Source organism: Paraburkholderia atlantica (assembly GCF_000092885.1).
GTDB classification, from domain to species: domain Bacteria; phylum Pseudomonadota; class Gammaproteobacteria; order Burkholderiales; family Burkholderiaceae; genus Paraburkholderia; species Paraburkholderia atlantica.
Genome location: NC_014117.1, coordinates 3,049,884 through 3,071,356, shown reverse-complemented (window position 1 = coordinate 3,071,356; position 21,473 = coordinate 3,049,884). Strand labels below are relative to the sequence as shown.

General features: G+C 61.1%; 16 protein-coding genes, 2 tRNA genes and 3 rRNA genes. 8 read left to right on the top strand and 13 right to left on the bottom strand.

The window, feature by feature from the left end; translation table 11 throughout:
* Positions 1-18: 18 nt before the first annotated feature.
* The 7 genes from BC1002_RS13805 to rpe all read right to left on the bottom strand — a co-directional run bounded on the left by BC1002_RS13805 (position 19) and on the right by rpe (position 6,444).
* On the bottom strand, positions 19-645 hold the full coding sequence (locus BC1002_RS13805; protein ID WP_013090640.1) for a CYTH domain-containing protein: 627 nt from the start codon (positions 643-645) through the stop codon (positions 19-21).
* Positions 646-677: 32 nt separating this feature from the next.
* Positions 678-1,463 (bottom strand): indole-3-glycerol phosphate synthase TrpC, encoded by a 786-nt coding sequence (gene trpC / locus BC1002_RS13800; protein ID WP_013090639.1) that lies wholly within the window; start codon positions 1,461-1,463, stop codon positions 678-680.
* Positions 1,464-1,481: 18 nt separating this feature from the next.
* Positions 1,482-2,513, bottom strand: coding sequence for an anthranilate phosphoribosyltransferase (gene trpD, locus BC1002_RS13795; protein ID WP_013090638.1), 1,032 nt, complete (start codon positions 2,511-2,513; stop codon positions 1,482-1,484).
* 19 nt (positions 2,514-2,532) lie between these two features.
* Positions 2,533-3,150 carry an aminodeoxychorismate/anthranilate synthase component II gene (locus BC1002_RS13790; protein WP_013090637.1) on the bottom strand — a complete coding sequence of 206 codons (618 nt, stop codon included), beginning with the start codon at positions 3,148-3,150 and terminating at the stop codon, positions 2,533-2,535.
* 13 nt (positions 3,151-3,163) lie between these two features.
* Positions 3,164-4,657, bottom strand: coding sequence for an anthranilate synthase component I (gene trpE / locus BC1002_RS13785; RefSeq protein WP_013090636.1), 1,494 nt, complete (start codon positions 4,655-4,657; stop codon positions 3,164-3,166).
* A gap of 379 nt (positions 4,658-5,036) precedes the next feature.
* A complete protein-coding gene (locus BC1002_RS13780) occupies positions 5,037-5,753 on the bottom strand; it encodes a phosphoglycolate phosphatase (RefSeq protein WP_013090635.1) in 717 nt (238 codons plus the stop codon).
* A gap of 7 nt (positions 5,754-5,760) precedes the next feature.
* Positions 5,761-6,444: a ribulose-phosphate 3-epimerase gene (rpe, locus tag BC1002_RS13775; RefSeq protein WP_026228348.1), complete on the bottom strand. Its 684-nt coding sequence runs from the start codon at positions 6,442-6,444 to the stop codon at positions 5,761-5,763.
* A gap of 329 nt (positions 6,445-6,773) precedes the next feature.
* Here rpe and apaG point away from each other — a divergent pair, with 329 nt between their 5' ends.
* Entirely contained in the window at positions 6,774-7,148 is a 375-nt protein-coding gene (apaG, locus tag BC1002_RS13770) for a Co2+/Mg2+ efflux protein ApaG (protein ID WP_013090633.1), read from the top strand.
* A 144-nt stretch (positions 7,149-7,292) separates the two neighbouring features.
* Here apaG and BC1002_RS38440 read toward each other — a convergent pair whose 3' ends face one another.
* Positions 7,293-7,454, bottom strand: a complete 162-nt coding sequence (locus BC1002_RS38440; protein ID WP_013090632.1) for a hypothetical protein — start codon at positions 7,452-7,454, stop codon at positions 7,293-7,295.
* Positions 7,455-7,482: 28 nt separating this feature from the next.
* On the opposite strand from BC1002_RS38440, the gene mltA reads away from it, so the two are divergent.
* Positions 7,483-8,601 (top strand): murein transglycosylase A, encoded by a 1,119-nt coding sequence (gene mltA, locus BC1002_RS13760; RefSeq protein ID WP_013090631.1) that lies wholly within the window; start codon positions 7,483-7,485, stop codon positions 8,599-8,601.
* A gap of 195 nt (positions 8,602-8,796) precedes the next feature.
* Here the strand turns inward: mltA and paaK are convergent, their stop codons facing one another.
* From paaK to paaN, 4 genes are all read right to left on the bottom strand, one after another.
* A complete protein-coding gene (gene paaK, locus BC1002_RS13755) occupies positions 8,797-10,101 on the bottom strand; it encodes a phenylacetate--CoA ligase PaaK (RefSeq protein WP_013090630.1) in 1,305 nt (434 codons plus the stop codon).
* A gap of 112 nt (positions 10,102-10,213) precedes the next feature.
* Positions 10,214-10,675, bottom strand: coding sequence for a hydroxyphenylacetyl-CoA thioesterase PaaI (gene paaI, locus BC1002_RS13750; RefSeq protein ID WP_013090629.1), 462 nt, complete (start codon positions 10,673-10,675; stop codon positions 10,214-10,216).
* A 1-nt stretch (position 10,676) separates the two neighbouring features.
* On the bottom strand, positions 10,677-11,468 hold the full coding sequence (gene paaG / locus BC1002_RS13745; RefSeq protein WP_013090628.1) for a 2-(1,2-epoxy-1,2-dihydrophenyl)acetyl-CoA isomerase PaaG: 792 nt from the start codon (positions 11,466-11,468) through the stop codon (positions 10,677-10,679).
* Positions 11,469-11,636: 168 nt separating this feature from the next.
* Complete coding sequence (gene paaN / locus BC1002_RS13740) at positions 11,637-13,337, bottom strand: phenylacetic acid degradation protein PaaN (protein ID WP_013090627.1); 1,701 nt, start codon at positions 13,335-13,337, stop codon at positions 11,637-11,639.
* Between the two features lie 135 nt (positions 13,338-13,472).
* On the opposite strand from paaN, the gene BC1002_RS13735 reads away from it, so the two are divergent.
* The 6 genes from BC1002_RS13735 (at position 13,473) to rrf (ending at position 20,036) form a co-directional block, all read left to right on the top strand.
* Positions 13,473-14,249: an enoyl-CoA hydratase gene (locus BC1002_RS13735; RefSeq protein ID WP_013090626.1), complete on the top strand. Its 777-nt coding sequence runs from the start codon at positions 13,473-13,475 to the stop codon at positions 14,247-14,249.
* Between the two features lie 461 nt (positions 14,250-14,710).
* A 16S ribosomal RNA gene (locus BC1002_RS13730) occupies positions 14,711-16,243 on the top strand.
* Between the two features lie 80 nt (positions 16,244-16,323).
* Positions 16,324-16,400: transfer RNA gene (locus tag BC1002_RS13725), tRNA-Ile, on the top strand.
* Positions 16,401-16,458: 58 nt separating this feature from the next.
* Positions 16,459-16,534: transfer RNA gene (locus tag BC1002_RS13720), tRNA-Ala, on the top strand.
* Between the two features lie 307 nt (positions 16,535-16,841).
* Positions 16,842-19,722 (top strand): 23S ribosomal RNA (locus BC1002_RS13715).
* A 200-nt stretch (positions 19,723-19,922) separates the two neighbouring features.
* Positions 19,923-20,036, top strand: a 5S ribosomal RNA gene (rrf, locus tag BC1002_RS13710).
* Together the 16S, 23S and 5S rRNA genes with 2 tRNA genes alongside form the textbook arrangement of a ribosomal RNA operon.
* A gap of 117 nt (positions 20,037-20,153) precedes the next feature.
* Here rrf and BC1002_RS13705 read toward each other — a convergent pair.
* Positions 20,154-21,350, bottom strand: a complete 1,197-nt coding sequence (locus tag BC1002_RS13705; protein ID WP_013090625.1) for a M20 aminoacylase family protein — start codon at positions 21,348-21,350, stop codon at positions 20,154-20,156.
* Positions 21,351-21,473 lie beyond the last annotated feature (123 nt).

The window sequence follows — 21,473 nt, the reverse complement described above, 5'->3', positions numbered from 1 at the left end:
CCCGCGCCCATCCCGCGCTCAGCCCGCGCGCAACCGATAGCCGCGCTGCGCCTTGCTGATGTCATCCGGCGCGAGGCCGGCAATCCGTTTGCCGAGTTCGGCGGCGAGCGTGTGAAGCGCCGCTTCGTCGCCCGACTTCAGTTCGAGCTCGATCTCCGAGATCGGCGCGCGGCGCGCTTCATCGTCGACTTCGGCAAGCACGTCGCCTTGATCGATCGCCGCCTCGATCTGGGCGCCGTCGGTGTCGAGCAGCCATAGCGTGCGCGTGAAATTCGTGTGGAACAGCTCGATCAGCGCAGGCGCGGCCTGTTTCAGAGCGGCCGCGGCGGCGGGTTCGTCGCAAGCGCTCAGCAGCGAATCGATTTCGAGCTTCGCGCCGGCGACCGGCATTTCCCATTCGTGCCGGCTATGCAAGCCGTTCGTCGCCGTGCCGACCGTCTTGAAGGTCTGCAGCCAGCCGTCCGGCGTCTGCCGCAGACGCAGCGCGCTCTTCGACGACGCCAGCGTCAATTGCGGCGTGTCGAAGTAAATGTTCACGAGCTTGATGGCGCGACCGTTCTTGCCGGCGCGGGCGGCGAACCACTGCGTCGCCGCCTGCACCTGCGAAGCCGGCAGTGCCAGCTTGATTTCGCGTTCCATGCTCATGGTACGTGTCCTTGCTTATGCGAGCGCCGTGCTCAGAAAAACATCCGCGCAAGTTCCACGCCCGGCTCGTCCGCGCGCATGAACGCCTCGCCGACGAGGAACGTATGCACGTTGCGCGCGCGCATGCGCTCGACGTCGTCGCGCGACAGGATGCCCGACTCGGTCACGACGATGCGGTCGTCCGGAATCGCGTCGAGCATGCCGAGCGTCGTGTCGAGCGAGGTTTCGAAGGTGCGCAGGTTGCGGTTGTTGATGCCGATCAGCGGCGTCTTCAGCGTCAGCGCTTCCTTGAGTTCATCGCTGTCATGCACTTCGACGAGCACCGCGAGACCGAGCGAATGCGCGAGCGCTTCGAGGTCCTGCATCTCGGCGGTTTCGAGCGCGGCGGCGATCAGCAGGATCGCGTCGGCACCCATCGCGCGTGCTTCGACGACCTGATACGGATCGACGATGAAGTCCTTGCGAATCACCGGCAACTGGCACGCGGCGCGCGCTTGCTGCAGATACGCGACGCTGCCCTGGAAGAACTGCACGTCGGTCAGCACGGACAGACACGCCGCGCCGTGCTTCTCGTACGAACGTGCGATGTCGGCCGGCACGAAGTGCTCGCGCAGTACCCCCTTCGACGGGCTCGCCTTCTTCACTTCCGAGATCACCGCGGCGAGACCCGCCGCGTGCTTGGCGCGGATTGCGCCGACGAAGTCGCGCAGATCGCGCGACGACGCTTCGAGCCGCAATTCTTCGAGCGGTGCGCTTTGTTCGGCCGCCCGGATTTCTTCGCGTTTGACCGCGATGATGCGGTCGAGAATGTCGCTCATAAATGTCTCGCTACGTGATTACTGCTTGAATTGCTGGGTGAAGCGCACCAGTTCGTCGACCTTCGCGCGCGCCTTGCCGCTCGCGATCGCTTCGCGCGCGAGCACGATGCCGTCCGCGATCGTGGCAGCGACGTTTGCCGAATAGAGTGCCGTGCCGGTGTTCAGCGTGACGATTTCGCGCGCGACGCCGGGCTTGTTGTCGAGTGCGTCGAGCAGCATGACCTTCGACTCGTTCGCGTCGGCGACTTTCAGCGTGCGATTCGACACCATCTGCATGCCGAAGTCCTCCGGATGGATCTCGTACTCGCGGATTTCGCCGTCGCGCAACTCGCCGACCAGCGTGGCGCCGCCGAGCGACACCTCGTCCATGCCGTCCATCCCGTACACGACGAGCACGTGCTTGGCGCCGAGGCGCTGCATCACGCGTACCTGAATGCCGACGAGGTCAGGGTGGAACACACCCATCAGCTGATTCGGCGCGCCGGCCGGATTGGTGAGCGGCCCGAGGATATTGAAGATCGTGCGGATGCCGAGTTCGCGGCGTACCGGCGCGACGTTTTTCATCGCCGGATGATGATTCGGCGCGAACATGAAGCCCATGCCCGTTTCCGCGATCGATGCGGCGACCTGCTCGGGCTGCAGATCGATGTTGACGCCGAGCGCCTCGAGCACGTCCGCGCTGCCCGACTTGCTCGATACGCTGCGATTGCCGTGCTTCGCGACCTTCGCGCCAGCCGCGGCCGACACGAACATCGTCGCGGTGGAAATGTTGAACGTGTGTGCACCGTCGCCGCCGGTGCCGACGATGTCGACGAAGTTCGAGTTGTCCTGAACGTCGACGTGCCGGGCAAATTCACGCATCACCGTGGCGGCGGCGGTGATTTCGCCGATGGTCTCTTTTTTGACGCGCAGGCCCGTGATGATCGCCGCGGACATCACCGGCGACAGCTCGCCGCGCATGATGAGGCGCATCAGGTGCAGCATTTCGTCGTGGAAAATCTCGCGGTGCTCGATGGTCCGCTGCAAGGCTTCCTGGGGCGTAATGGACATGATCTCGTCTCTCTTGTGGTCAGGCATTGCGGGAAGCCGGGTGATGCGCAGCCTTGCCGCCGACGGCGAGCTTCGACTGCTTGACGAAGTTTTCGAGCAGCGCGTGGCCGTGTTCAGAGAGGATCGATTCCGGGTGGAACTGCACGCCTTCCACGGCCAGTTCCTTGTGGCGCACGCCCATGATTTCGCCGTCTTCGGTCCATGCGGATACTTCGAGGCAGTCGGGCAGCGATTCGCGTTCGATCGCGAGCGAGTGGTAGCGCGTCACCGTGAAGTGCTTCGGCAGGTCCGCGAATACGCCCTTGCAGTCGGTTTCGATCGTGCTGACCTTGCCGTGCATGATGGTTTGCGCGCGCACGACGCGGCCGCCGAACGCCTCGCCGATCGCCTGATGGCCGAGGCACACGCCGAGAATCGGCGTCTTGCCGGCGAATTCGCGCAGCACGTCGAGCGTGATGCCCGCGTGTTGCGGATTGCTCGGACCCGGCGACAGGCAGATGCGCTCGGGGTTCAGCCTGGCGATTTCATCGAGCGTGATTTCGTCGTTGCGGAAGGTGCGCACGTCTTCGCCGAGTTCGCCGAAGTACTGCACCAGGTTGTAGGTGAACGAGTCGTAGTTGTCGATCATGAGCAGCATGGTGTGTCTCCGGTCAGAAGTCGCTATCGAGGCCGTCCTGGACCTGCTCGGCAGCGCGCAGCACCGCACGCGCCTTGTTCTCGGTCTCTTGCCATTCGGATTCCGGCACCGAATCGGCGACCACGCCCGCGGCCGCCTGCACATACAGATTGCCGTTCGCGATCACGCCGGTGCGGATCGTGATGGCCAGATCCATCTCGCCGGTGAACGACAGATAACCGACCGCCCCGCCGTAGAGGCCGCGCTTGATGGGTTCGAGCTCGTCGATCAGCTCCATCGCGCGGACCTTCGGCGCGCCCGACAGCGTGCCGGCCGGGAAGGTGGCGCGCAGCACGTCGAAATTGGTCATGTCTTTTTTGAGCTTGCCTTCGACCGAGCTGACGATGTGCTGAACGTGCGAGTACTTCTCGATCACCATCTTGTCGGTCACGACGACCGAGCCGATCTGCGCGATGCGGCCGACGTCGTTGCGTGCGAGGTCGATCAGCATTACGTGTTCGGCGATTTCCTTCGGGTCGTTCAGCAGCTCGGTCGCAAGCTGGGCGTCGCGCTCGGGCGTGTTGCCGCGCGGACGCGTGCCGGCGAGCGGGCGGATCGTGACGATACGGTCCTCGCCGCGCTTTTCCTGGCGCACCAGAATTTCCGGCGACGCACCGACCACGTGGAAGTCGCCGAAGTTGTAGTAGTACATATACGGCGACGGATTCAGCGAGCGCAGCGCGCGATACAGCGACAGCGGATTGTCGCGGTACGGCTTGGTCAGGCGCTGGCCGACCTGCACCTGCATCAGCTCGCCGGCGGCGATGTATTCCTTCGCCTTGCGCACGGCGGCCAGATAGTCGTCTTTGGCGAATTCACGGTAGATCTCGGTGCGCACGCTGGCCGACACGACAGGTGGCTCGACAGTGACGCGCAACCGCTGGCGCAGTTCGCGCAGACGCTGCTTCGCCTTCGTATACGCCTCGGCCTGGGTCGGGTCCGCGTAGACCACCAGATAGAGCTTGCCCGCGAGGTTGTCGATGACGGCGACTTCCTCGGTCAGAAGCAGCTGGATGTCGGGCAGGTTCAGATCGTCCTTCGGCGCGCTGTGCGCGAGCTTCTTTTCGATGTAGCGCACCGCGTCATAGCCGAAGTAGCCGGCGAGACCGCCCGTGAAGCGCGGCAGCCCCGGGCGTTGCGCGACCTTGAAGCGCGCCTGGAACTGCTGGATGAAGGCGAGCGGATCGCCGTCGTGCGTCTCGACGACCTTGCCGTCGCGCACCACTTCCGACACGCCGTTGCGCGTCCGTACCAAAGTGCGCGCCGGCAGGCCGATGAACGAATAGCGCCCGAAGCGTTCGCCGCCGACTACCGATTCCAGCAGGAACGAGTTGGCGCCGTTGCGCTCGGTCTGCGCGAGCTTCAGGTACAGGGACAGCGGCGTTTCGAGGTCGGCGAGCGCTTCGGCGATCAGCGGGATGCGGTTGAAACCCTCGTTGGCGAGGGACTGGAATTCGAGTTCGGTCATGTTCCGATCCTGTACGGTGGTCCGGCGGCAGCAAGCGTCGGGCAAAGCGGGGCGAAGCGCCTCCGGTCAGGGCGTGGGTCGACGTTCTCGACACGATGATACCGACCGGCGCGGGTCTTCCATCGGCGCGTGCGAGCGGTGCGGGTGAGCAGCAACGGCACCTTGCGGGTACGCGCAGGCTCAAGCAGCCGATGCAGCAGCGCAAATATAGAACGATGGAAAAAGCGCGTAAGCGCAGCGAAGTAAAAAACGGTTGCCGAAGACAAGCTTCAGCGTACCTCAGGCGAGGTTAGCGCGACCAGCGACGCCAGGGCCAGGCTCCCCGGTCGATGCTAATCAGACTCCGTTTTTTATTCAGAAACATGAGGATGAAGGACTGTTAAGTCGTGGATTGGTGCGCTGCGATCGCCTTGGCGGCGTCGAGCAGCGAGGCAACTATACCATCGGATTTTATTGTTTGTATAGCTTGGCCGTGGTTGTAGCCGTAGGGCACGGTCAGCGTCGCCATGCCGGCCGCGCGGCCCGCCAGCGCGTCGTTTTCCGAGTCGCCGATCGCGACCGTGGCGCTCGGCTCGACGCCGAGTTGCGCGGCGGCGGTCAGCATCGGCAGCGGGTCTGGTTTCTTTTTCGCGAGACTGTCGCCGCCGAGCACGACGCTGAAATACTGTGCGAGTCCGTATTGCTGCAGCAATTCGAGCGCGAAGCGGTGCGGCTTGTTGGTCACGCAGGCGAGTTTCAGGCCCGCGTCGCGCATCGCGCGCAGCCCGGCTTCGACGTCCGGGTAAAGCCGCGTGTGCACGCCATTGATCTTCGCGTACTCGGCCTGATAGATCGCGAGCGCTTCGTCGAAGCGCTCTTGCGCATGTTCGGTTTCGAAGCGCGGCGCGAGCACGCTGCGGATCAGATGCTCCGAACCTTTGCCGACATAGCCGACCACTTCCTCGCGCGTCGTTTCTTCCGCGTCGAGCTGAGCAAGCATGCCGTTCAGGCCGGCGGTGAAGTCGTCGGCGGTGTCGATCATCGTGCCGTCGAGGTCGATGATCGCGGCTTCGAGGCGCGGACCGGTGAAGGACGGGGCGGGGTACGGAGCAGTCATCGTCGGATCAGCGCTGGACGGTGGCGAGGGCGGCGCGCATCTTGTCGATCACGACCTTGTGATCGGGCTGGCCGAAGATCGCCGAGCCGGCCACGAACGTGTCCGCGCCGGCCGCCGCGATTTCCGCGATGTTGTCGACCTTCACGCCGCCGTCCACTTCGAGGTGAATGTCGCGGCCGGTGCGCTCGTTGTAGGCGTCGATGCGCTTGCGCGCTTCGCGCAGCTTGTTGAGCGCCTCGGGGATGAACGACTGGCCGCCGAAGCCCGGGTTGACCGACATGATCAGCACGAGGTCGACCTTGTCCATCACGTGATCGAGATAGTTCAGCGACGTCGCCGGATTGAACACGAGGCCGGCCTTGCAGCCGTGGTCGCGGATCAGCGACAGTGTGCGGTCGATGTGCTCCGACGCTTCCGGGTGAAAGCTGATCAGGTTCGCGCCGGCTTTCGCGAAGTCCGGCACGATGCGGTCGACGGGGCGCACCATCAGGTGCACGTCGATCGGCACGTCGACGTGCGGGCGGATCGCTTCGCAAACGAGCGGGCCGATGGTCAGATTCGGCACGTAGTGGTTGTCCATCACGTCGAAGTGGATCCAGTCGGCGCCGGCGGCGACGACGTTGCGGACCTCTTCACCCAGACGGGCGAAATCGGCGGAGAGAATGCTGGGGGCGATGCGAAATTGCGTCATGACGGGAGGCGGATGCAAGCGGGAAAGCGCCATTTTACCGTTTTTGCGCGCGCGGACCGGCGCGCTGGCCGCGGTTGGCATGGCGGAATCGCGCGATGAAACGACGCAAAGCGCCGGCGCAAAAACGGCATCGAGAGGCGGCGCCGCAAAGCGGCCGTGTCCCGGCGTCTTAGACGCCCCTGGCCAAAACGCGTGTTCGGTTGCGGCCATGCCGCGCATCAAGCAGAATGCCACTCCATGAGCGCCGCATCGCCGCTGCACCCGCAGACCATTGGCGTTCGGGGCCTTCCACGATTTTTCACACCCCGTTTGATCAGATCGGAATCAGGATGAGCCAGTACGAATTCAGCGTCTCGGCGCAGGTGCAATACCTGCCCGAAGAATCGGACCCGGAGCGTCGCCAGTACGCCTTTGCCTACACGCTGACCATCCGTAACAGCGGCCAGGTGCCTGCACAGTTGATCGCGCGTCACTGGATCATCACCGACAGCGAAAACACCGTGCAGGAAGTCAAAGGCCTGGGCGTGGTCGGTCATCAGCCGCTGCTCAAACCGGGCGAGCATTTCGAATACACGAGTTGGGCAGTGATCGCGACGCCGGTCGGCACGATGCGAGGCGATTACTTCTGCGTGGCGGAGGATGGCGAGCGCTTCGAGGCGCCGGTGCCCGAGTTCGTATTGCGCATGCCGCGAACGTTGCATTGAACCGGCGCGGTACTGCGCGGTCTTTAAGGAGTTCGTATGGCGCGCGACGCAGCGGGCAGTTGAGTGGCTGGTTGGATGAGCGCTCGGGTGAGTGCTTGATGCATGAAGGCTTGCGCGGTTCTGCGTGCAGCCCGCAGGCCACGGTCACTGCGGCTTTTGCTGTTTGGACCGTTCAGCCGACCCGGCACGTCCCGCTCTTTTCTTGCCGGACGACGTCCACACAACGATAAAGACGAGCAGGAATAGCGCGACAAGCGATTCCAGCGCGAAGATGAGCATCGGGTATTCGTCGAACAGATCAGACATGGCGGTTTCCATCAAGAACGAACATTGTATGCGTTTTGTCCGCAGGGCCGGCGCGTGGCTCGGAGCACTGTCGGTTGCAGTATTGCTTGCCTCCTGCGGTGGCGGTGGCGCGATCCGGCCTTCACCGCCGAGCGGCGCGGCAATCATCCCCGGCCAGATCGCGTCGGCGCGCCTGACCGCGGTTGCGTGGCAGCAGGTGCCGGGCTGGCAGGACGATTCGCTGATCGGCGCGACCGCCGCATTGCGGCAAAACTGCACGAGGCTCGCGCGTCAGCCGAACTGGTCGCGTGCATGCGCGGCGGCCGCTCAAATCGACGATCTCGACGTCACCGGCGCGCGCGCCTTCTTCGAAGCCTACTTCACGCCGTTTCAGCTTGCGAATAGCGACGGCACGCTCGACGGTCTGGTCACCGGTTACTACGAACCCTTGCTGCGGGGCTCGCGCACGCGGCACGGCGTGTATCAGACGGCGCTGTACCGCTGGCCCGCCGGCTATCGCGCGGGGGCGCCATTGCCGGCGCGCGCGCAGCTCGAACGCTCGGGCGCGCTCAGCGGCAACGAACTCGTGTGGGTCGACGATCCGATTGAAGCCTTCTTTCTGCAGGTGCAAGGCTCGGGGCGCATCGTGATGGAAGACGGCAGCGTGATGCGCGTCGGCTTTGGCGGGACCAACAATCAGCCGTACAAGTCGATCGGGCGCTGGCTGCTCGATCATGGCGAGATCACGCCTGCGCAGGCGACGATGCAGGGCATCAAGGCCTGGGCGCGTGCGAATCCGACGCGCGTCGATGGCCTGCTCGATACCAATCCTCGCTTCGTGTTTTTCCGCGAGATGCCTTCCGCCGAAAGTATGCCGAGCGGCGGCGCGGACGGTCCGATCGGCGCGCTCGGCGTGCCGTTGACGCCGGAGCGCTCGATCGCGGTCGATCCAAGCGCGATTCCGCTCGGCACGCCGGTGTTCCTGCAGACCACGCGGCCGTTGACGAATTCGCCGATGAACCGCCTCGTGTTCGCGCAGGACACTGGCACCGCGATCAAAGGTGGCGTGCGCGCCGACTATTTCTGGGGCCTCGGCGACGATGCCGGTGATCTGGCTGGCAAGATGAAGCAGGGCGGCAGGATGTGGTTGCTGCTGCCGAATTCGTGAGGCGGTGGGGCGGTGACGGAAGCGTGACCGCCGCTTGAGTTGCAGCGGCTTTCGTGAGGCGGGTTTGAGGCTGCCGCGAAGCCTTCAATAGATGTCGTTGAAATCGGCGTCACGTGTGGATCAGGTCCGTGCGTGACGCCGTTTGTTTGTTGGGCTCGTACGCTGCGCGTCGTTTCCCGTTGCCTCTTTCCCGACTTAGAGGCCCGACTTGCGCTTGTCCACCACGCGCCGCGCCTTGCCCACCGAGCGCTCGATTCCATTCACCGCCAGCACGTTTACCACGGCGCTCACGCCAATCAGCGCCTTGATGTCGTAAGCCAGCGCGTTTTTCGCGGCGGTTAGCGCCGAGGTATCCGGCGCGCTTTCGGGGCACGGTTCGACGTTCAGCGTCAACACGTCGAGCGGCCCTTCCTTCGTCAGCACGATCTGATAGTGCGGCGCGAGCGCGCGCTGCTTGAGCAACAGTTCTTCGATCTGCGTCGGGAACACGTTGACGCCGCGCACGATCATCATGTCGTCCGAGCGGCCCGTGATCTTTTCGATGCGCCGCATCGTGCGAGCGGTGCCCGGCAGCAGGCGCGTGAGATCGCGCGTGCGGTAGCGGATGATCGGCAGCGCTTCTTTCGTCAGCGACGTGAACACGAGCTCGCCGAGTTCGCCATCGGGCAGCACCTCGCCCGTTTCGGGGTCGATGATCTCGGGATAGAAATGATCTTCCCAGATCGTCGGGCCGTCTTTGGTCTCGACGCACTCCGAGGCGACACCGGGGCCCATCACTTCGGACAGACCGTAGATGTCGACCGCGTCGATACCCATGCGTTTTTCGATCGCCTCGCGCATGTCGTTGGTCCACGGCTCAGCGCCGAAGATGCCGATGCGCAATGAGCAGCTGGCCGGGTCGATACCCTGGCGTTCGAATTCGTCGGCGATCGACAGCATGTAGCTCGGCGTCACCATGATGATGTCAGGCCGGAAATCCTGGATCAGCTGCACCTGCTTTTCGGTTTGGCCACCGCCGAACGGAATCACGGTGAGCCCCGCGCGCTCGGCGCCGTAATGCGCGCCGAGGCCGCCCGTGAAGAGGCCGTAGCCGTAGCTCACGTGCACCTTGTCGCCGCGCTTCGCGCCGGCGGCGCGCACCGAACGGGCGACGAGGTCCGCCCACGTATCGATGTCGCGCGCCGTATAGCCGACGACGGTCGGCTTGCCGGTCGTCCCGGACGATGCATGGATTCGCGAAATCTGCTCTTGCGGCACGGCGAACATCCCGAACGGATAGTTGTCGCGCAAGTCCTTTTTCGTCGTGAATGGAAACCGCGCGAGGTCCGCGAGCGACTTGACATCGCCCGGATGGACGCCGGCTTCGTCGAACTTGCGCCGATACACCGGCGAATTTTCATACGCATGGGTGAGCGACCATTTGAGCCGTTCAAGTTGGAGCGCGGCGAGCTCGTCGCGGCTGGCGGTCTCGATCGGATCGAGCGGAATAGCGGTGCTCATCGAATGTCTCCTTGCTGGCTCAGTATCTAAGTCTGATATGTGACGCGTTGGCGCCAGAGCGCCACGCGGACAGCTTTCCGCGTGGGCGATGATGGCGTGCCGCCGCTAATTGTTAGTCGCCGTTGGGAATCAGGTTACCCTTGATTTGCGCCGACTTGCCGCGAAACATTGCGACTGTCTCGCCGGCGCGATTCGTCACGCGAATATCGTAGATTCCAGTGCGCCCGTTCAACGTCTGCTCGACCCCTTCGGCGCTCAACACGTCGCCGCCGTAGACTGGCCGCAGATACTCTATCGAGCAGCCCGCCGCGACCGTGTTGATGTTGTAGGTGTTACAGGCGAACGCGAAAGTCGAATCGGCGAGCGTGAAGATCAGGCCGCCATGGCAGATCTGATGGCCGTTCAGAAAGTCGTCGCGCACCGCCATGCGCAGCCGCGCATAGCCGGGGCGCACTTCGAGAATCTCGAGCCCGAGCGCGCGGCTGCAGGCGTCGTTTTCGTACATTGCAGCGGCTGTCGCGCGGGCGAGTTCGTCTGCCGTCATCTGGTCGGGGCGGGTGGTTTGTGTCGACATCTCAACGTCCCTCGAAGCGCGGCGCGCGTTGTTCGATAAATGCCTGCACGCCTTCCGCGTAATCGTGCGAGGCGCCCAGTTCGCGCTGCAGATCGCGCTCGAGATCGAGTTGCCGGTCGAGCGTATGGGTCGTGCCGGCACGCATCGCCTGTTTGATCGCCGCGATCGCGCGCGTCGGTTGCTGGGCAAGCTGGGCCGCGAGCTTTGCCGCTGCCGGAGCCAGTTCGGCGTCGTCGAGCACTTGCCAGATCAAACCCCAGCTTTCGGCCTTGTCGGCGCTGAGCTTGTCACCGGTGATCGCCAGGCCGAGCGCGCGTGCCATGCCAACGCGCTGCGGCAGAAACCACGTGCCGCCCGAATCCGGGACGAGGCCGATCTTCACGAACGCCTGGATGAAACTCGCGGAGCGAGCCGCGAGCACCAGGTCGCACGCGAACGCCAGATTGGCGCCCGCACCGGCGGCCGTGCCATTGACCGCCGCGATAACCGGAAACGGCAGCGCCTGCAGACGGCGGATCAACGGATTGAAATATTCATCGATCACGGCGCCCAGGTCGGTCATGCCGCCTGGCGTGAAATCGAGGTCGGCGAGATCCTGGCCGGCGCAGAAGCCGCGACCGGCGCCGGTGAACACGAGCGCACGGGCGCCGGACTTTTCGACCTGATCGAGCGCCGCGCCGAGTTCCTGATGCATCGCGCGCGTGAAGCTGTTGAGCTTGTCCGGGCGACTCAACGTGATGGTGGCGACGTGGCTCGATGAGTCGATGTCCAGCCGGATCGCTTCGTATGACATGGTGTGTCTCCTCAAACTCTCTTTGGCCGATGGGCACGGTGGCTCGGCTAGTGTCGGCGGGTGATGCCGACTCGATGTCTGATATTAGTCAGAGCGCACGACCCGGTCCATCCGCCGAATGGCATAGGACGAGGTCGTGCGTTGTGTTGAAGCCGTGTCTTGTGCCGTTCAGCCAGCTACTGCCGGCGCCGTTTTCGGTTCAACATGAACGCGGCTTTGAACGACACGGAAGCGGTTGGCGACGAAAGCGGCGTCGGCCAGCGCGGCATTGGCAGCCGGGTTGGCGCCGGTGCCGTGAAAGTCCGAAAACGCCGCTGACTGGTTGACGAACACGCCACCGGTCAGGTTGATCGACAGCGCGACACCGCCGCGAATCGACGCTTCGTGCGCGGCGTCGAGCACCGCGGCGTCCGTGCTGTAGACCGCCAACGTCAGCGCGCCATGCTCAGCGGCAATGTCGCCAGCGAGGTCGAGCGACTGTGCGGTCGAGTCCGTCGCGATGACGAACGAGATCGGCCCGAACCATTCTTTCGTGAACTGGGCGTGGTCGGTCGCGGCGTCGAGTTGCAGTACCAGCGGTGTGCGCACGCGAGCGCCCGCAAAGGCTGGATGTTCGAGCGTCTGGCTCGCGACCAGAACGTGGCCAAGTTTGGCGGCTTCGTCGATGCGCTGCATGACACCATCGTTCTGGATCGCGCCGAGCAGTTCGACCGCGCGGGCCGGATCGGCGACGAGCTTTTGTACCGCACCGGCAAGTGCCTGGGCCACACCGTCAAAGCTGAGTGTGCCATCTGCGGTGCGAATGCCTCCGCGCGGCACATAGATGTTTTGCGGTGCGGTGCACATCTGGCCCGAGTACAGCGCCAGCGAGAACGCGATGTTGCGGGCGGCCGCCTTGATGTCGTCGACCGAGTCGATGACGATCTGGTTGACGCCGGCCTTTTCGGTGTAGACCTGCGCCTGGTGTGCGTTGCGCTCGAGCCAGGTGCCGTTCTGGGTGCTGCCCGTGAAGTCGATCAATTTGATCTCGGGGCGTTGGGCTAGTTGCTGGACGAGGGCGCCGTCGTTCGGGTCGGTGGCCAGCAGCGTGACGACGTTCGGGTCGAAGCCCGCTTCGCGCAATACGTCACGCGCGATGCGCACGGTCAGCGCGAGCGGCAGGATTGCGCCCGGATGCGGCTTGACGATTACCGTGTTGCCGGTGGCCAGGTCGGCGAACAGGCCCGGATAGCCGTTCCACGTCGGGAATGTGCAGCAGCCGAGCACGAGACCGATGCCGCGCGGCACGACGGTGTAGCGCTTATGCATCGCGAGCGGCGGGTTTTTGCCTTGCGGTTTTTCCCAGTGCGCATCGGCGGGAATACGGCGCAGCTGATCCCACGCATACGCGACCGCTTCGAGCGCGCGATCCTGCGCGTGCGGGCCGCCTGCCTGGAAGGCCATCATGAACGCCTGGCCAGTCGTGTGCATAACGCTGTAGCCGAGTTCGAAGCTGGCGCGATTCAGACGCGCGAGGATATCGAGACTAACGCCGATCCATGCCTGCGGGCCGGCCGCGCGCCACTCGCGTTGCGCCGCCGTGGATGCGGCGATAAGCGCGTTCGGATCGGCTTTCGGGTAACGCACGCCGAGCGGGAAGCCGAACGGCGAGACTTCCGCGCCGACTGTCTCCCCGGTCGACGGTTGGTCCAGGTCGAACGCCTTGTCTAGATGCGCCTTGAACGCGGCTTCGCCATCCGCGTTGGCTGTTTCCCCGTACACTTTCGGACTGGGCATCTCGGCGAACGGGCTCCAGTAGCCGCGCGTCTCGAGCGCGGCGAGCGCTTTGTGCAGCGTGTCTTCGTGCTTGGTGAATAGCGGATGTGTCATGGCAAAGGGGCTCGGCTGTATGTTGGGGGAAAACCTGTCAAATAATTGACCGACCGGTTGGTTGGGGAATGGTAGCATCACTGCGAACGATGCGCGAAGCGTTTTTCGCGTGCGATAAACCCTTATGGAGGTGGCATGGCTTACGAAAACATTCTGGTTGAGACGCGGGGGCGGGTTGGACTGATTACGCTCAATCGTCCGAAGGCGCTAAATGCATTGAACGACGCGCTGATGGACGAACTGGGTGCCGCGTTGCGGGAGTTCGATGCCGACGAGGCGATTGGCGCAATCGTCGTGACGGGCAGCGAGAAAGCGTTCGCGGCCGGCGCGGATATCGGCATGATGGCGTCTTACACCTATATGGATGTCTACAAGGGTGACTACATCACGCGCAACTGGGAAGCGGTTCGCTCGATCCGTAAGCCGATCATTGCTGCGGTGGCAGGCTTCGCGCTCGGCGGCGGCTGCGAACTGGCGATGATGTGCGACATCATTTTCGCCGCCGACACGGCGAAGTTCGGTCAGCCGGAAATCAAGCTCGGGATCATGCCGGGGGCGGGCGGCACGCAGCGCTTGCCGCGGGCAGTGTCAAAAGCGAAGGCGATGGACCTCTGTTTGACCGCCCGTTTCATGGATGCCGCCGAAGCGGAGCGCGCCGGACTGGTTTCGCGCGTGATTCCGGCTGCATCGCTGCTTGACGAAGCGGTTGGCGCGGCCGCCACCATTGCGGAATTCCCGCTGCCGGCGGTGATGATGGTCAAGGAGTCGGTCAATCGAGCCTATGAAACGACGCTCGCGGAGGGCGTGCATTTTGAGCGTCGCCTGTTCCATTCGCTCTTTGGCACCGAAGACCAGAAAGAAGGCATGGCCGCGTTCGTAGAGAAGCGCAAACCGGTTTTCAAACACCGTTAATACGCTTGTCAAAATATCGCTTGCAAGTCGGGATGGCGGCGACTAGAATTCCGCTCTTTCGTGCTCCGGGCGCGGGGAAGCGGGAAGCCTTTGCTGGCGAGGGCTCCGGCGGCGTGGGCAGGTTAAGCAAGTGATAAAAACCTGTTGACGATCCGGCGGAAGTTCTCCATAATCTCGTTTCTCTGCTGCAGACGCAGCGACGCAAACGAAGCGGTGCCGGGTAGTGGTGGTTCTGGTGCTGCGGGTTGGGCGGATCGATCTTTAAAAACTAACAGCCGATAAGTGTGGGCGCTTGATGCGGAATGCGGTGGCGGATTCTTCGGAGTCTGCCGCAAGGCAAAAGTATCAGAAGCCTCACACAGTATTAGAGGAAGGTTTGTCTGTCGAAAGACGGATCAATCATCGTCAGTACGTTGAGTGAGCGACCGGTTCGTAACTGAACCGAAAACAGTAACAGGTTTGAACTGAAGAGTTTGATCCTGGCTCAGATTGAACGCTGGCGGCATGCCTTACACATGCAAGTCGAACGGCAGCACGGACTTCGGTCTGGTGGCGAGTGGCGAACGGGTGAGTAATACATCGGAACGTGTCCTGGAGTGGGGGATAGCCCGGCGAAAGCCGGATTAATACCGCATACGCTCTGTGGAGGAAAGCGGGGGATCTTTCGGGACCTCGCGCTCAAGGGGCGGCCGATGGCAGATTAGGTAGTTGGTGGGGTAAAGGCCTACCAAGCCGACGATCTGTAGCTGGTCTGAGAGGACGACCAGCCACACTGGGACTGAGACACGGCCCAGACTCCTACGGGAGGCAGCAGTGGGGAATTTTGGACAATGGGCGCAAGCCTGATCCAGCAATGCCGCGTGTGTGAAGAAGGCCTTCGGGTTGTAAAGCACTTTTGTCCGGAAAGAAAACCTCTGGGTTAATACCCCGGGGGGATGACGGTACCGGAAGAATAAGCACCGGCTAACTACGTGCCAGCAGCCGCGGTAATACGTAGGGTGCGAGCGTTAATCGGAATTACTGGGCGTAAAGCGTGCGCAGGCGGTGCTGTAAGACCGATGTGAAATCCCCGGGCTTAACCTGGGAACTGCATTGGTGACTGCAGCGCTGGAGTATGGCAGAGGGGGGTGGAATTCCACGTGTAGCAGTGAAATGCGTAGAGATGTGGAGGAACACCGATGGCGAAGGCAGCCCCCTGGGCCAATACTGACGCTCATGCACGAAAGCGTGGGGAGCAAACAGGATTAGATACCCTGGTAGTCCACGCCCTAAACGATGTCAACTGGTTGTCGGGCCTTCATTGGCTTGGTAACGTAGCTAACGCGTGAAGTTGACCGCCTGGGGAGTACGGTCGCAAGATTAAAACTCAAAGGAATTGACGGGGACCCGCACAAGCGGTGGATGATGTGGATTAATTCGATGCAACGCGAAAAACCTTACCTACCCTTGACATGGATGGAATCCTGGTGAGAGCTGGGAGTGCCCGAAAGGGAGCCATCACACAGGTGCTGCATGGCTGTCGTCAGCTCGTGTCGTGAGATGTTGGGTTAAGTCCCGCAACGAGCGCAACCCTTGTCCCTAGTTGCTACGCAAGAGCACTCCAGGGAGACTGCCGGTGACAAACCGGAGGAAGGTGGGGATGACGTCAAGTCCTCATGGCCCTTATGGGTAGGGCTTCACACGTCATACAATGGTCGGAACAGAGGGTTGCCAAGCCGCGAGGTGGAGCCAATCCCAGAAAACCGATCGTAGTCCGGATCGCACTCTGCAACTCGAGTGCGTGAAGCTGGAATCGCTAGTAATCGCGGATCAGCATGCCGCGGTGAATACGTTCCCGGGTCTTGTACACACCGCCCGTCACACCATGGGAGTGGGTTTTACCAGAAGTGGCTAGTCTAACCGCAAGGAGGACGGTCACCACGGTAGGATTCATGACTGGGGTGAAGTCGTAACAAGGTAGCCGTATCGGAAGGTGCGGCTGGATCACCTCCTTTCCAGAGCTATGCATTCCTTTGCACTCAAGTGCTCACGCTTATCGGCTGTAGTTTGGTAGAAGCAACGCAGACAGACTCAGGGGTCTGTAGCTCAGTCGGTTAGAGCACCGTCTTGATAAGGCGGGGGTCGATGGTTCGAATCCATCCAGACCCACCACTGTCTTGTCTGGTGAGCTGGTCGGGTGAAACCTCTGGAGTGTGTGTTGTGTGAGACTGGGGGATTAGCTCAGCTGGGAGAGCACCTGCTTTGCAAGCAGGGGGTCGTCGGTTCGATCCCGTCATCCTCCACCAATCCTCAATGCGCAGGGTTCTGCATGAAGGCAGAGCGTTGCGCATTGGCGATTGAGCCAGTCAGAGCGGTACACGATCAAATCGTGATATCGGCTGTCGTTCTTTAACAATCAGGAAGAAGTAGTAAAGAGATTCACGAAAGCGTACCTGGAGATGGGTGCGTGAGTAGGTGAATCAGGGTTGTGATTGTATCGATGTATTTTAAGGGAATCGAGAGATTGCCTTTGGAATACGGCGCAACACGAATACTCAACCTGTAGCGGCATGTGATCTGCGGTGAGCAATCATTGAGACACACCCGTTATAGGGTCAAGCGAACAAGTGCATGTGGTGGATGCCTTGGCGATCACAGGCGATGAAGGACGCGGTAGCCTGCGAAAAGCTCCGGGGAGCTGGCAAACGAGCTTTGATCCGGAGATGTCCGAATGGGGAAACCCACTCCTAATGGAGTATCCATGACTGAATCCATAGGTCATGTGAAGCGAACGCGGTGAACTGAAACATCTAAGTAACCGCAGGAAAAGAAATCAACCGAGATTCCCAAAGTAGTGGCGAGCGAAATGGGATCAGCCTGTACTCTTTATTCTCATTGTTAGTCGAACGCTCTGGAAAGTGCGGCCATAGCAGGTGATAGCCCTGTAGACGAAAACAGCGGGAAAGAACTGGGTGTACGACAAGTAGGGCGGGACACGTGAAATCCTGTCTGAAGATGGGGGGACCATCCTCCAAGGCTAAATACTCGTGATCGACCGATAGTGAACCAGTACCGTGAGGGAAAGGCGAAAAAGAACCCCGGGAGGGGAGTGAAACAGATCCTGAAACCGCATGCATACAAACAGTCGGAGCCTCGTAAGGGGTGACGGCGTACCTTTTGTATAATGGGTCAGCGACTTACATTCAGTGGCGAGCTTAACCGATTAGGGCAGGCGTAGCGAAAGCGAGTCCGAACAGGGCGTCCAGTCGCTGGGTGTAGACCCGAAACCAGGTGATCTATCCATGGCCAGGTTGAAGGCACGGTAACACGTGCTGGAGGACCGAACCCACTAACGTTGAAAAGTTAGGGGATGAGCTGTGGATAGGGGTGAAAGGCTAAACAAACCTGGAAATAGCTGGTTCTCTCCGAAAACTATTTAGGTAGTGCCTCGTGTATCACCTTCGGGGGTAGAGCACTGTCATGGTTGTGGGGTCCATTGCGGATTACTTCGCCATAGCAAACTCCGAATACCGAAGAGTGCAATCACGGGAGACAGACATCGGGTGCTAACGTCCGGTGTCAAGAGGGAAACAACCCAGACCGCCAGCTAAGGTCCCCAAATATGGCTAAGTGGGAAACGAAGTGGGAAGGCTAAAACAGTCAGGAGGTTGGCTTAGAAGCAGCCACCCTTTAAAGAAAGCGTAATAGCTCACTGATCGAGTCGTCCTGCGCGGAAGATGTAACGGGGCTAAGCCATATACCGAAGCTGCGGATGCACATTAATGTGCATGGTAGGAGAGCGTTCCGTAAGCCTGCGAAGGTGCACTGGAAAGTGTGCTGGAGGTATCGGAAGTGCGAATGCTGACATGAGTAGCGATAAAGGGGGTGAAAGGCCCCCTCGCCGTAAGCCCAAGGTTTCCTACGCAACGTTCATCGGCGTAGGGTGAGTCGGCCCCTAAGGCGAGGCAGAAATGCGTAGCTGATGGGAAGCAGATTAATATTTCTGCACCATTGTGAAATGCGATGGGGGGACGGATCGCGGAAGGTTGTCCGGGTGTTGGAAGTCCCGGTCGCTGCATTGGAGAGGGTGCCCTGGCAAATCCGGGCACAGGACTCAAGGGTGTGGCGCGAGCTTCTTCGGAAGCGAAGCAACTGGAAGGGGTTCCAGGAAAAGCCTCTAAGCTTCAGTTTCACAGTGACCGTACCGCAAACCGACACAGGTGGGCGAGATGAGTATTCTAAGGCGCTTGAGAGAACTCGGGAGAAGGAACTCGGCAAATTGGTACCGTAACTTCGGGATAAGGTACGCCCTGGTAGCTTGACTGGCCTGCGCCAGAAGGGTGAAAGGGTTGCAATAAACTGGTGGCTGCGACTGTTTAATAAAAACACAGCACTCTGCAAACACGAAAGTGGACGTATAGGGTGTGACGCCTGCCCGGTGCCGGAAGATTAAATGATGGGGTGCAAGCTCCTGATTGAAGTCCCGGTAAACGGCGGCCGTAACTATAACGGTCCTAAGGTAGCGAAATTCCTTGTCGGGTAAGTTCCGACCTGCACGAATGGCGTAACGATGGCCACACTGTCTCCTCCCGAGACTCAGCGAAGTTGAAGTGTTTGTGATGATGCAATCTCCCCGCGGCTAGACGGAAAGACCCCATGAACCTTTACTGTAGCTTTGCATTGGACTTTGAACCGGTCTGTGTAGGATAGGTGGGAGGCTATGAAGCGTGAACGCCAGTTTGCGTGGAGCCGTCCTTGAAATACCACCCTGATCTGTTTGAGGTTCTAACCTTGGTCCGTAATCCGGATCGGGGACAGTGCATGGTAGGCAGTTTGACTGGGGCGGTCTCCTCCCAAAGTGTAACGGAGGAGTACGAAGGTACGCTAGGTACGGTCGGAAATCGTGCTGATAGTGCAATGGCATAAGCGTGCTTGACTGTGAGACTGACAAGTCGAACAGGTGCGAAAGCAGGTCATAGTGATCCGGTGGTTCTGTATGGAAGGGCCATCGCTCAACGGATAAAAGGTACTCTGGGGATAACAGGCTGATACCGCCCAAGAGTTCATATCGACGGCGGTGTTTGGCACCTCGATGTCGGCTCATCTCATCCTGGGGCTGTAGCCGGTCCCAAGGGTATGGCTGTTCGCCATTTAAAGAGGTACGTGAGCTGGGTTTAAAACGTCGTGAGACAGTTTGGTCCCTATCTGCCGTGGGCGCTGGATATTTGAAGGGGGCTGCTCCTAGTACGAGAGGACCGGAGTGGACGAACCTCTGGTGTACCGGTTGTCACGCCAGTGGCATCGCCGGGTAGCTATGTTCGGAAGAGATAACCGCTGAAAGCATCTAAGCGGGAAACTCGCCTTAAGATGAGATATCCCCGGGGCTTCGAGCCCCTTGAAGGGTCGTTCAAGACCAGGACGTTGATAGGTCAGGTGTGCACGTACAGTAATGTACTGAGCTAACTGATACTAATTGCCCGTAAGGCTTGATCCTATAACAGGTGTGTCTCGACAACCGTCAGCGCTTCAGCGCTTACGGGTGTCCGATCCCCGAAGGGGATGAAGACATGCCGGTTGAGATCGGTGTTGTGCCAGAAACAACACAACCCCACACACGAATCCTTTACGCTTCTTCCCGATTGGCTGTGGCGCCGGGTTGACCCCAACCTGAGAGCGACGCAGCAACCCGTCATGCCTGATGACCATAGCGAGTCGGTCCCACCCCTTCCCATCCCGAACAGGACCGTGAAACGACTCCACGCCGATGATAGTGCGGATTGCCCGTGTGAAAGTAGGTAATCGTCAGGCTCCCCCAAAGCCAGAAACCCCACCCCCAGCGGTGGGGTTTTTGCGTTTACGCGTCGAAATTAACAAACAGCATTGAAGCAAGCGAAACCTCGACCCGCCTCAATGCTTCTCATCCTCCTACTTCCCCTGCGCCAGAAACTTCTGCGCCAGTCGAACCCAATACGTCGACCCCACCGGCAATAGCTCGTCGTTAAAGTCATAACTCGCGTTGTGCAGCATGCAAGGGCCCGCGCCGTGGCCGGCTTCGCGGTGGCCGCCATCGCCGTTGCCCAAAAACGCATAGCAACCCGGTTTCGCCAGCAGCATGAACGAAAAATCCTCGGCGCCCATGGTCGGTTCAACTGCATCATCGACATTTTCAGCGCCAACGACCTCCTTCATGACCGACGCCGCAAAACGCGCTTCCTCGCTGCTGTTGATCGTGGGCGGATAGTTCCGGTGGAACTGGATCTGAACGGAGCAATCGTATGCATCGGCGGTACTCTGCGCGATCTTGCGCATGCGTGTCTCGATCAGGTCGAGCGTTTCTGTAGTGAAGGTCCGCACGGTTCCCGCGATCCAAGCGTCGTTCGGCACGACATTGACCGCATCGCCGGCATGTATTTGCGTAATCGATAACACCGCGGTATCCAGCGGCTTTTTGTTTCGCGTGATGATGCTTTGCAGCCCGCTGGCAATTTGCACCGCCGTAAAGACCGGGTCGCGGCCATTGTGTGGTAGCGCCGCATGCGAGCCGACGCCTTTGATTTCGATGCGAAATTCATTGCTCGATGCCATGATCGGGCCTTCGGTCACGCCGAAGTGGCCCGCTGGCATGCCCGGCCAGTTGTGAATGCCGAACACGGCGTCCACCGGAAATTTGGTGAACAGGCCGTCGTCGATCATCGCCTTCGCGCCGGCGCCGCCTTCTTCGGCCGGTTGGAAAATGAACACGATCGTGCCGTCGAAATCACCGTGTTTGGCCAGGTAGTGCGCGGCACCGAGCAGCATCGCCGTATGTCCATCATGCCCGCACGCGTGCATCTTGCCGTCGTTCGTCGAACGATGATCGAAGCTGTTGAGCTCCTGGATCGGGAGCGCATCCATGTCGGCGCGCAAACCAATCGCGCGCGAGCCGTTCCCGCGCTTCAATACGCCGACCACGCCCGTCTTGCCTAAACCACGGTGGATCTCGATGCCCCAAGCCTCGAGCGAACGCGCGACGAGATCAGCGGTCGCCGTCTCTTCGTAGCGCAGTTCCGGGTGGGCATGGATGGTTCGTCGAAGGGTCTGGATTTCGCCGCGAGCGGCCTGAATTTCGGGGATGAGTTTCATGATGGAGTGATTATGCGTTTGTGCTCGACGAGCATGAGATAGCCGCGGACCGCGTCGGCCCGGGCACTGCGGATAATTCATTCTACGCCGAAGGCAATTTTGGAGGCACCACCCGGGTTCGCG

Coding starts and splice junctions, on each gene's coding strand:
- mltA (WP_013090631.1), top strand. CDS start 7,483: ATGCGTTTTGTCCGCAGGGCCGGCGCGTGGCTCGGAGCACTGTCGGTT.
- BC1002_RS13780 (WP_013090635.1), bottom strand. CDS start 5,753: ATGACTGCTCCGTACCCCGCCCCGTCCTTCACCGGTCCGCGCCTCGAA.
- paaI (WP_013090629.1), bottom strand. CDS start 10,675: ATGTCGACACAAACCACCCGCCCCGACCAGATGACGGCAGACGAACTC.
- trpE (WP_013090636.1), bottom strand. CDS start 4,657: ATGACCGAACTCGAATTCCAGTCCCTCGCCAACGAGGGTTTCAACCGC.
- trpD (WP_013090638.1), bottom strand. CDS start 2,513: ATGTCCATTACGCCCCAGGAAGCCTTGCAGCGGACCATCGAGCACCGC.
- rpe (WP_026228348.1), bottom strand. CDS start 6,444: ATGACGCAATTTCGCATCGCCCCCAGCATTCTCTCCGCCGATTTCGCC.
- BC1002_RS13705 (WP_013090625.1), bottom strand. CDS start 21,350: ATGAAACTCATCCCCGAAATTCAGGCCGCTCGCGGCGAAATCCAGACC.
- BC1002_RS13805 (WP_013090640.1), bottom strand. CDS start 645: ATGAGCATGGAACGCGAAATCAAGCTGGCACTGCCGGCTTCGCAGGTG.
- paaG (WP_013090628.1), bottom strand. CDS start 11,468: ATGTCATACGAAGCGATCCGGCTGGACATCGACTCATCGAGCCACGTC.
- BC1002_RS38440 (WP_013090632.1), bottom strand. CDS start 7,454: ATGTCTGATCTGTTCGACGAATACCCGATGCTCATCTTCGCGCTGGAA.
- paaN (WP_013090627.1), bottom strand. CDS start 13,337: ATGACACATCCGCTATTCACCAAGCACGAAGACACGCTGCACAAAGCG.
- paaK (WP_013090630.1), bottom strand. CDS start 10,101: ATGAGCACCGCTATTCCGCTCGATCCGATCGAGACCGCCAGCCGCGAC.
- BC1002_RS13735 (WP_013090626.1), top strand. CDS start 13,473: ATGGCTTACGAAAACATTCTGGTTGAGACGCGGGGGCGGGTTGGACTG.
- trpC (WP_013090639.1), bottom strand. CDS start 1,463: ATGAGCGACATTCTCGACCGCATCATCGCGGTCAAACGCGAAGAAATC.
- apaG (WP_013090633.1), top strand. CDS start 6,774: ATGAGCCAGTACGAATTCAGCGTCTCGGCGCAGGTGCAATACCTGCCC.
- BC1002_RS13790 (WP_013090637.1), bottom strand. CDS start 3,150: ATGCTGCTCATGATCGACAACTACGACTCGTTCACCTACAACCTGGTG.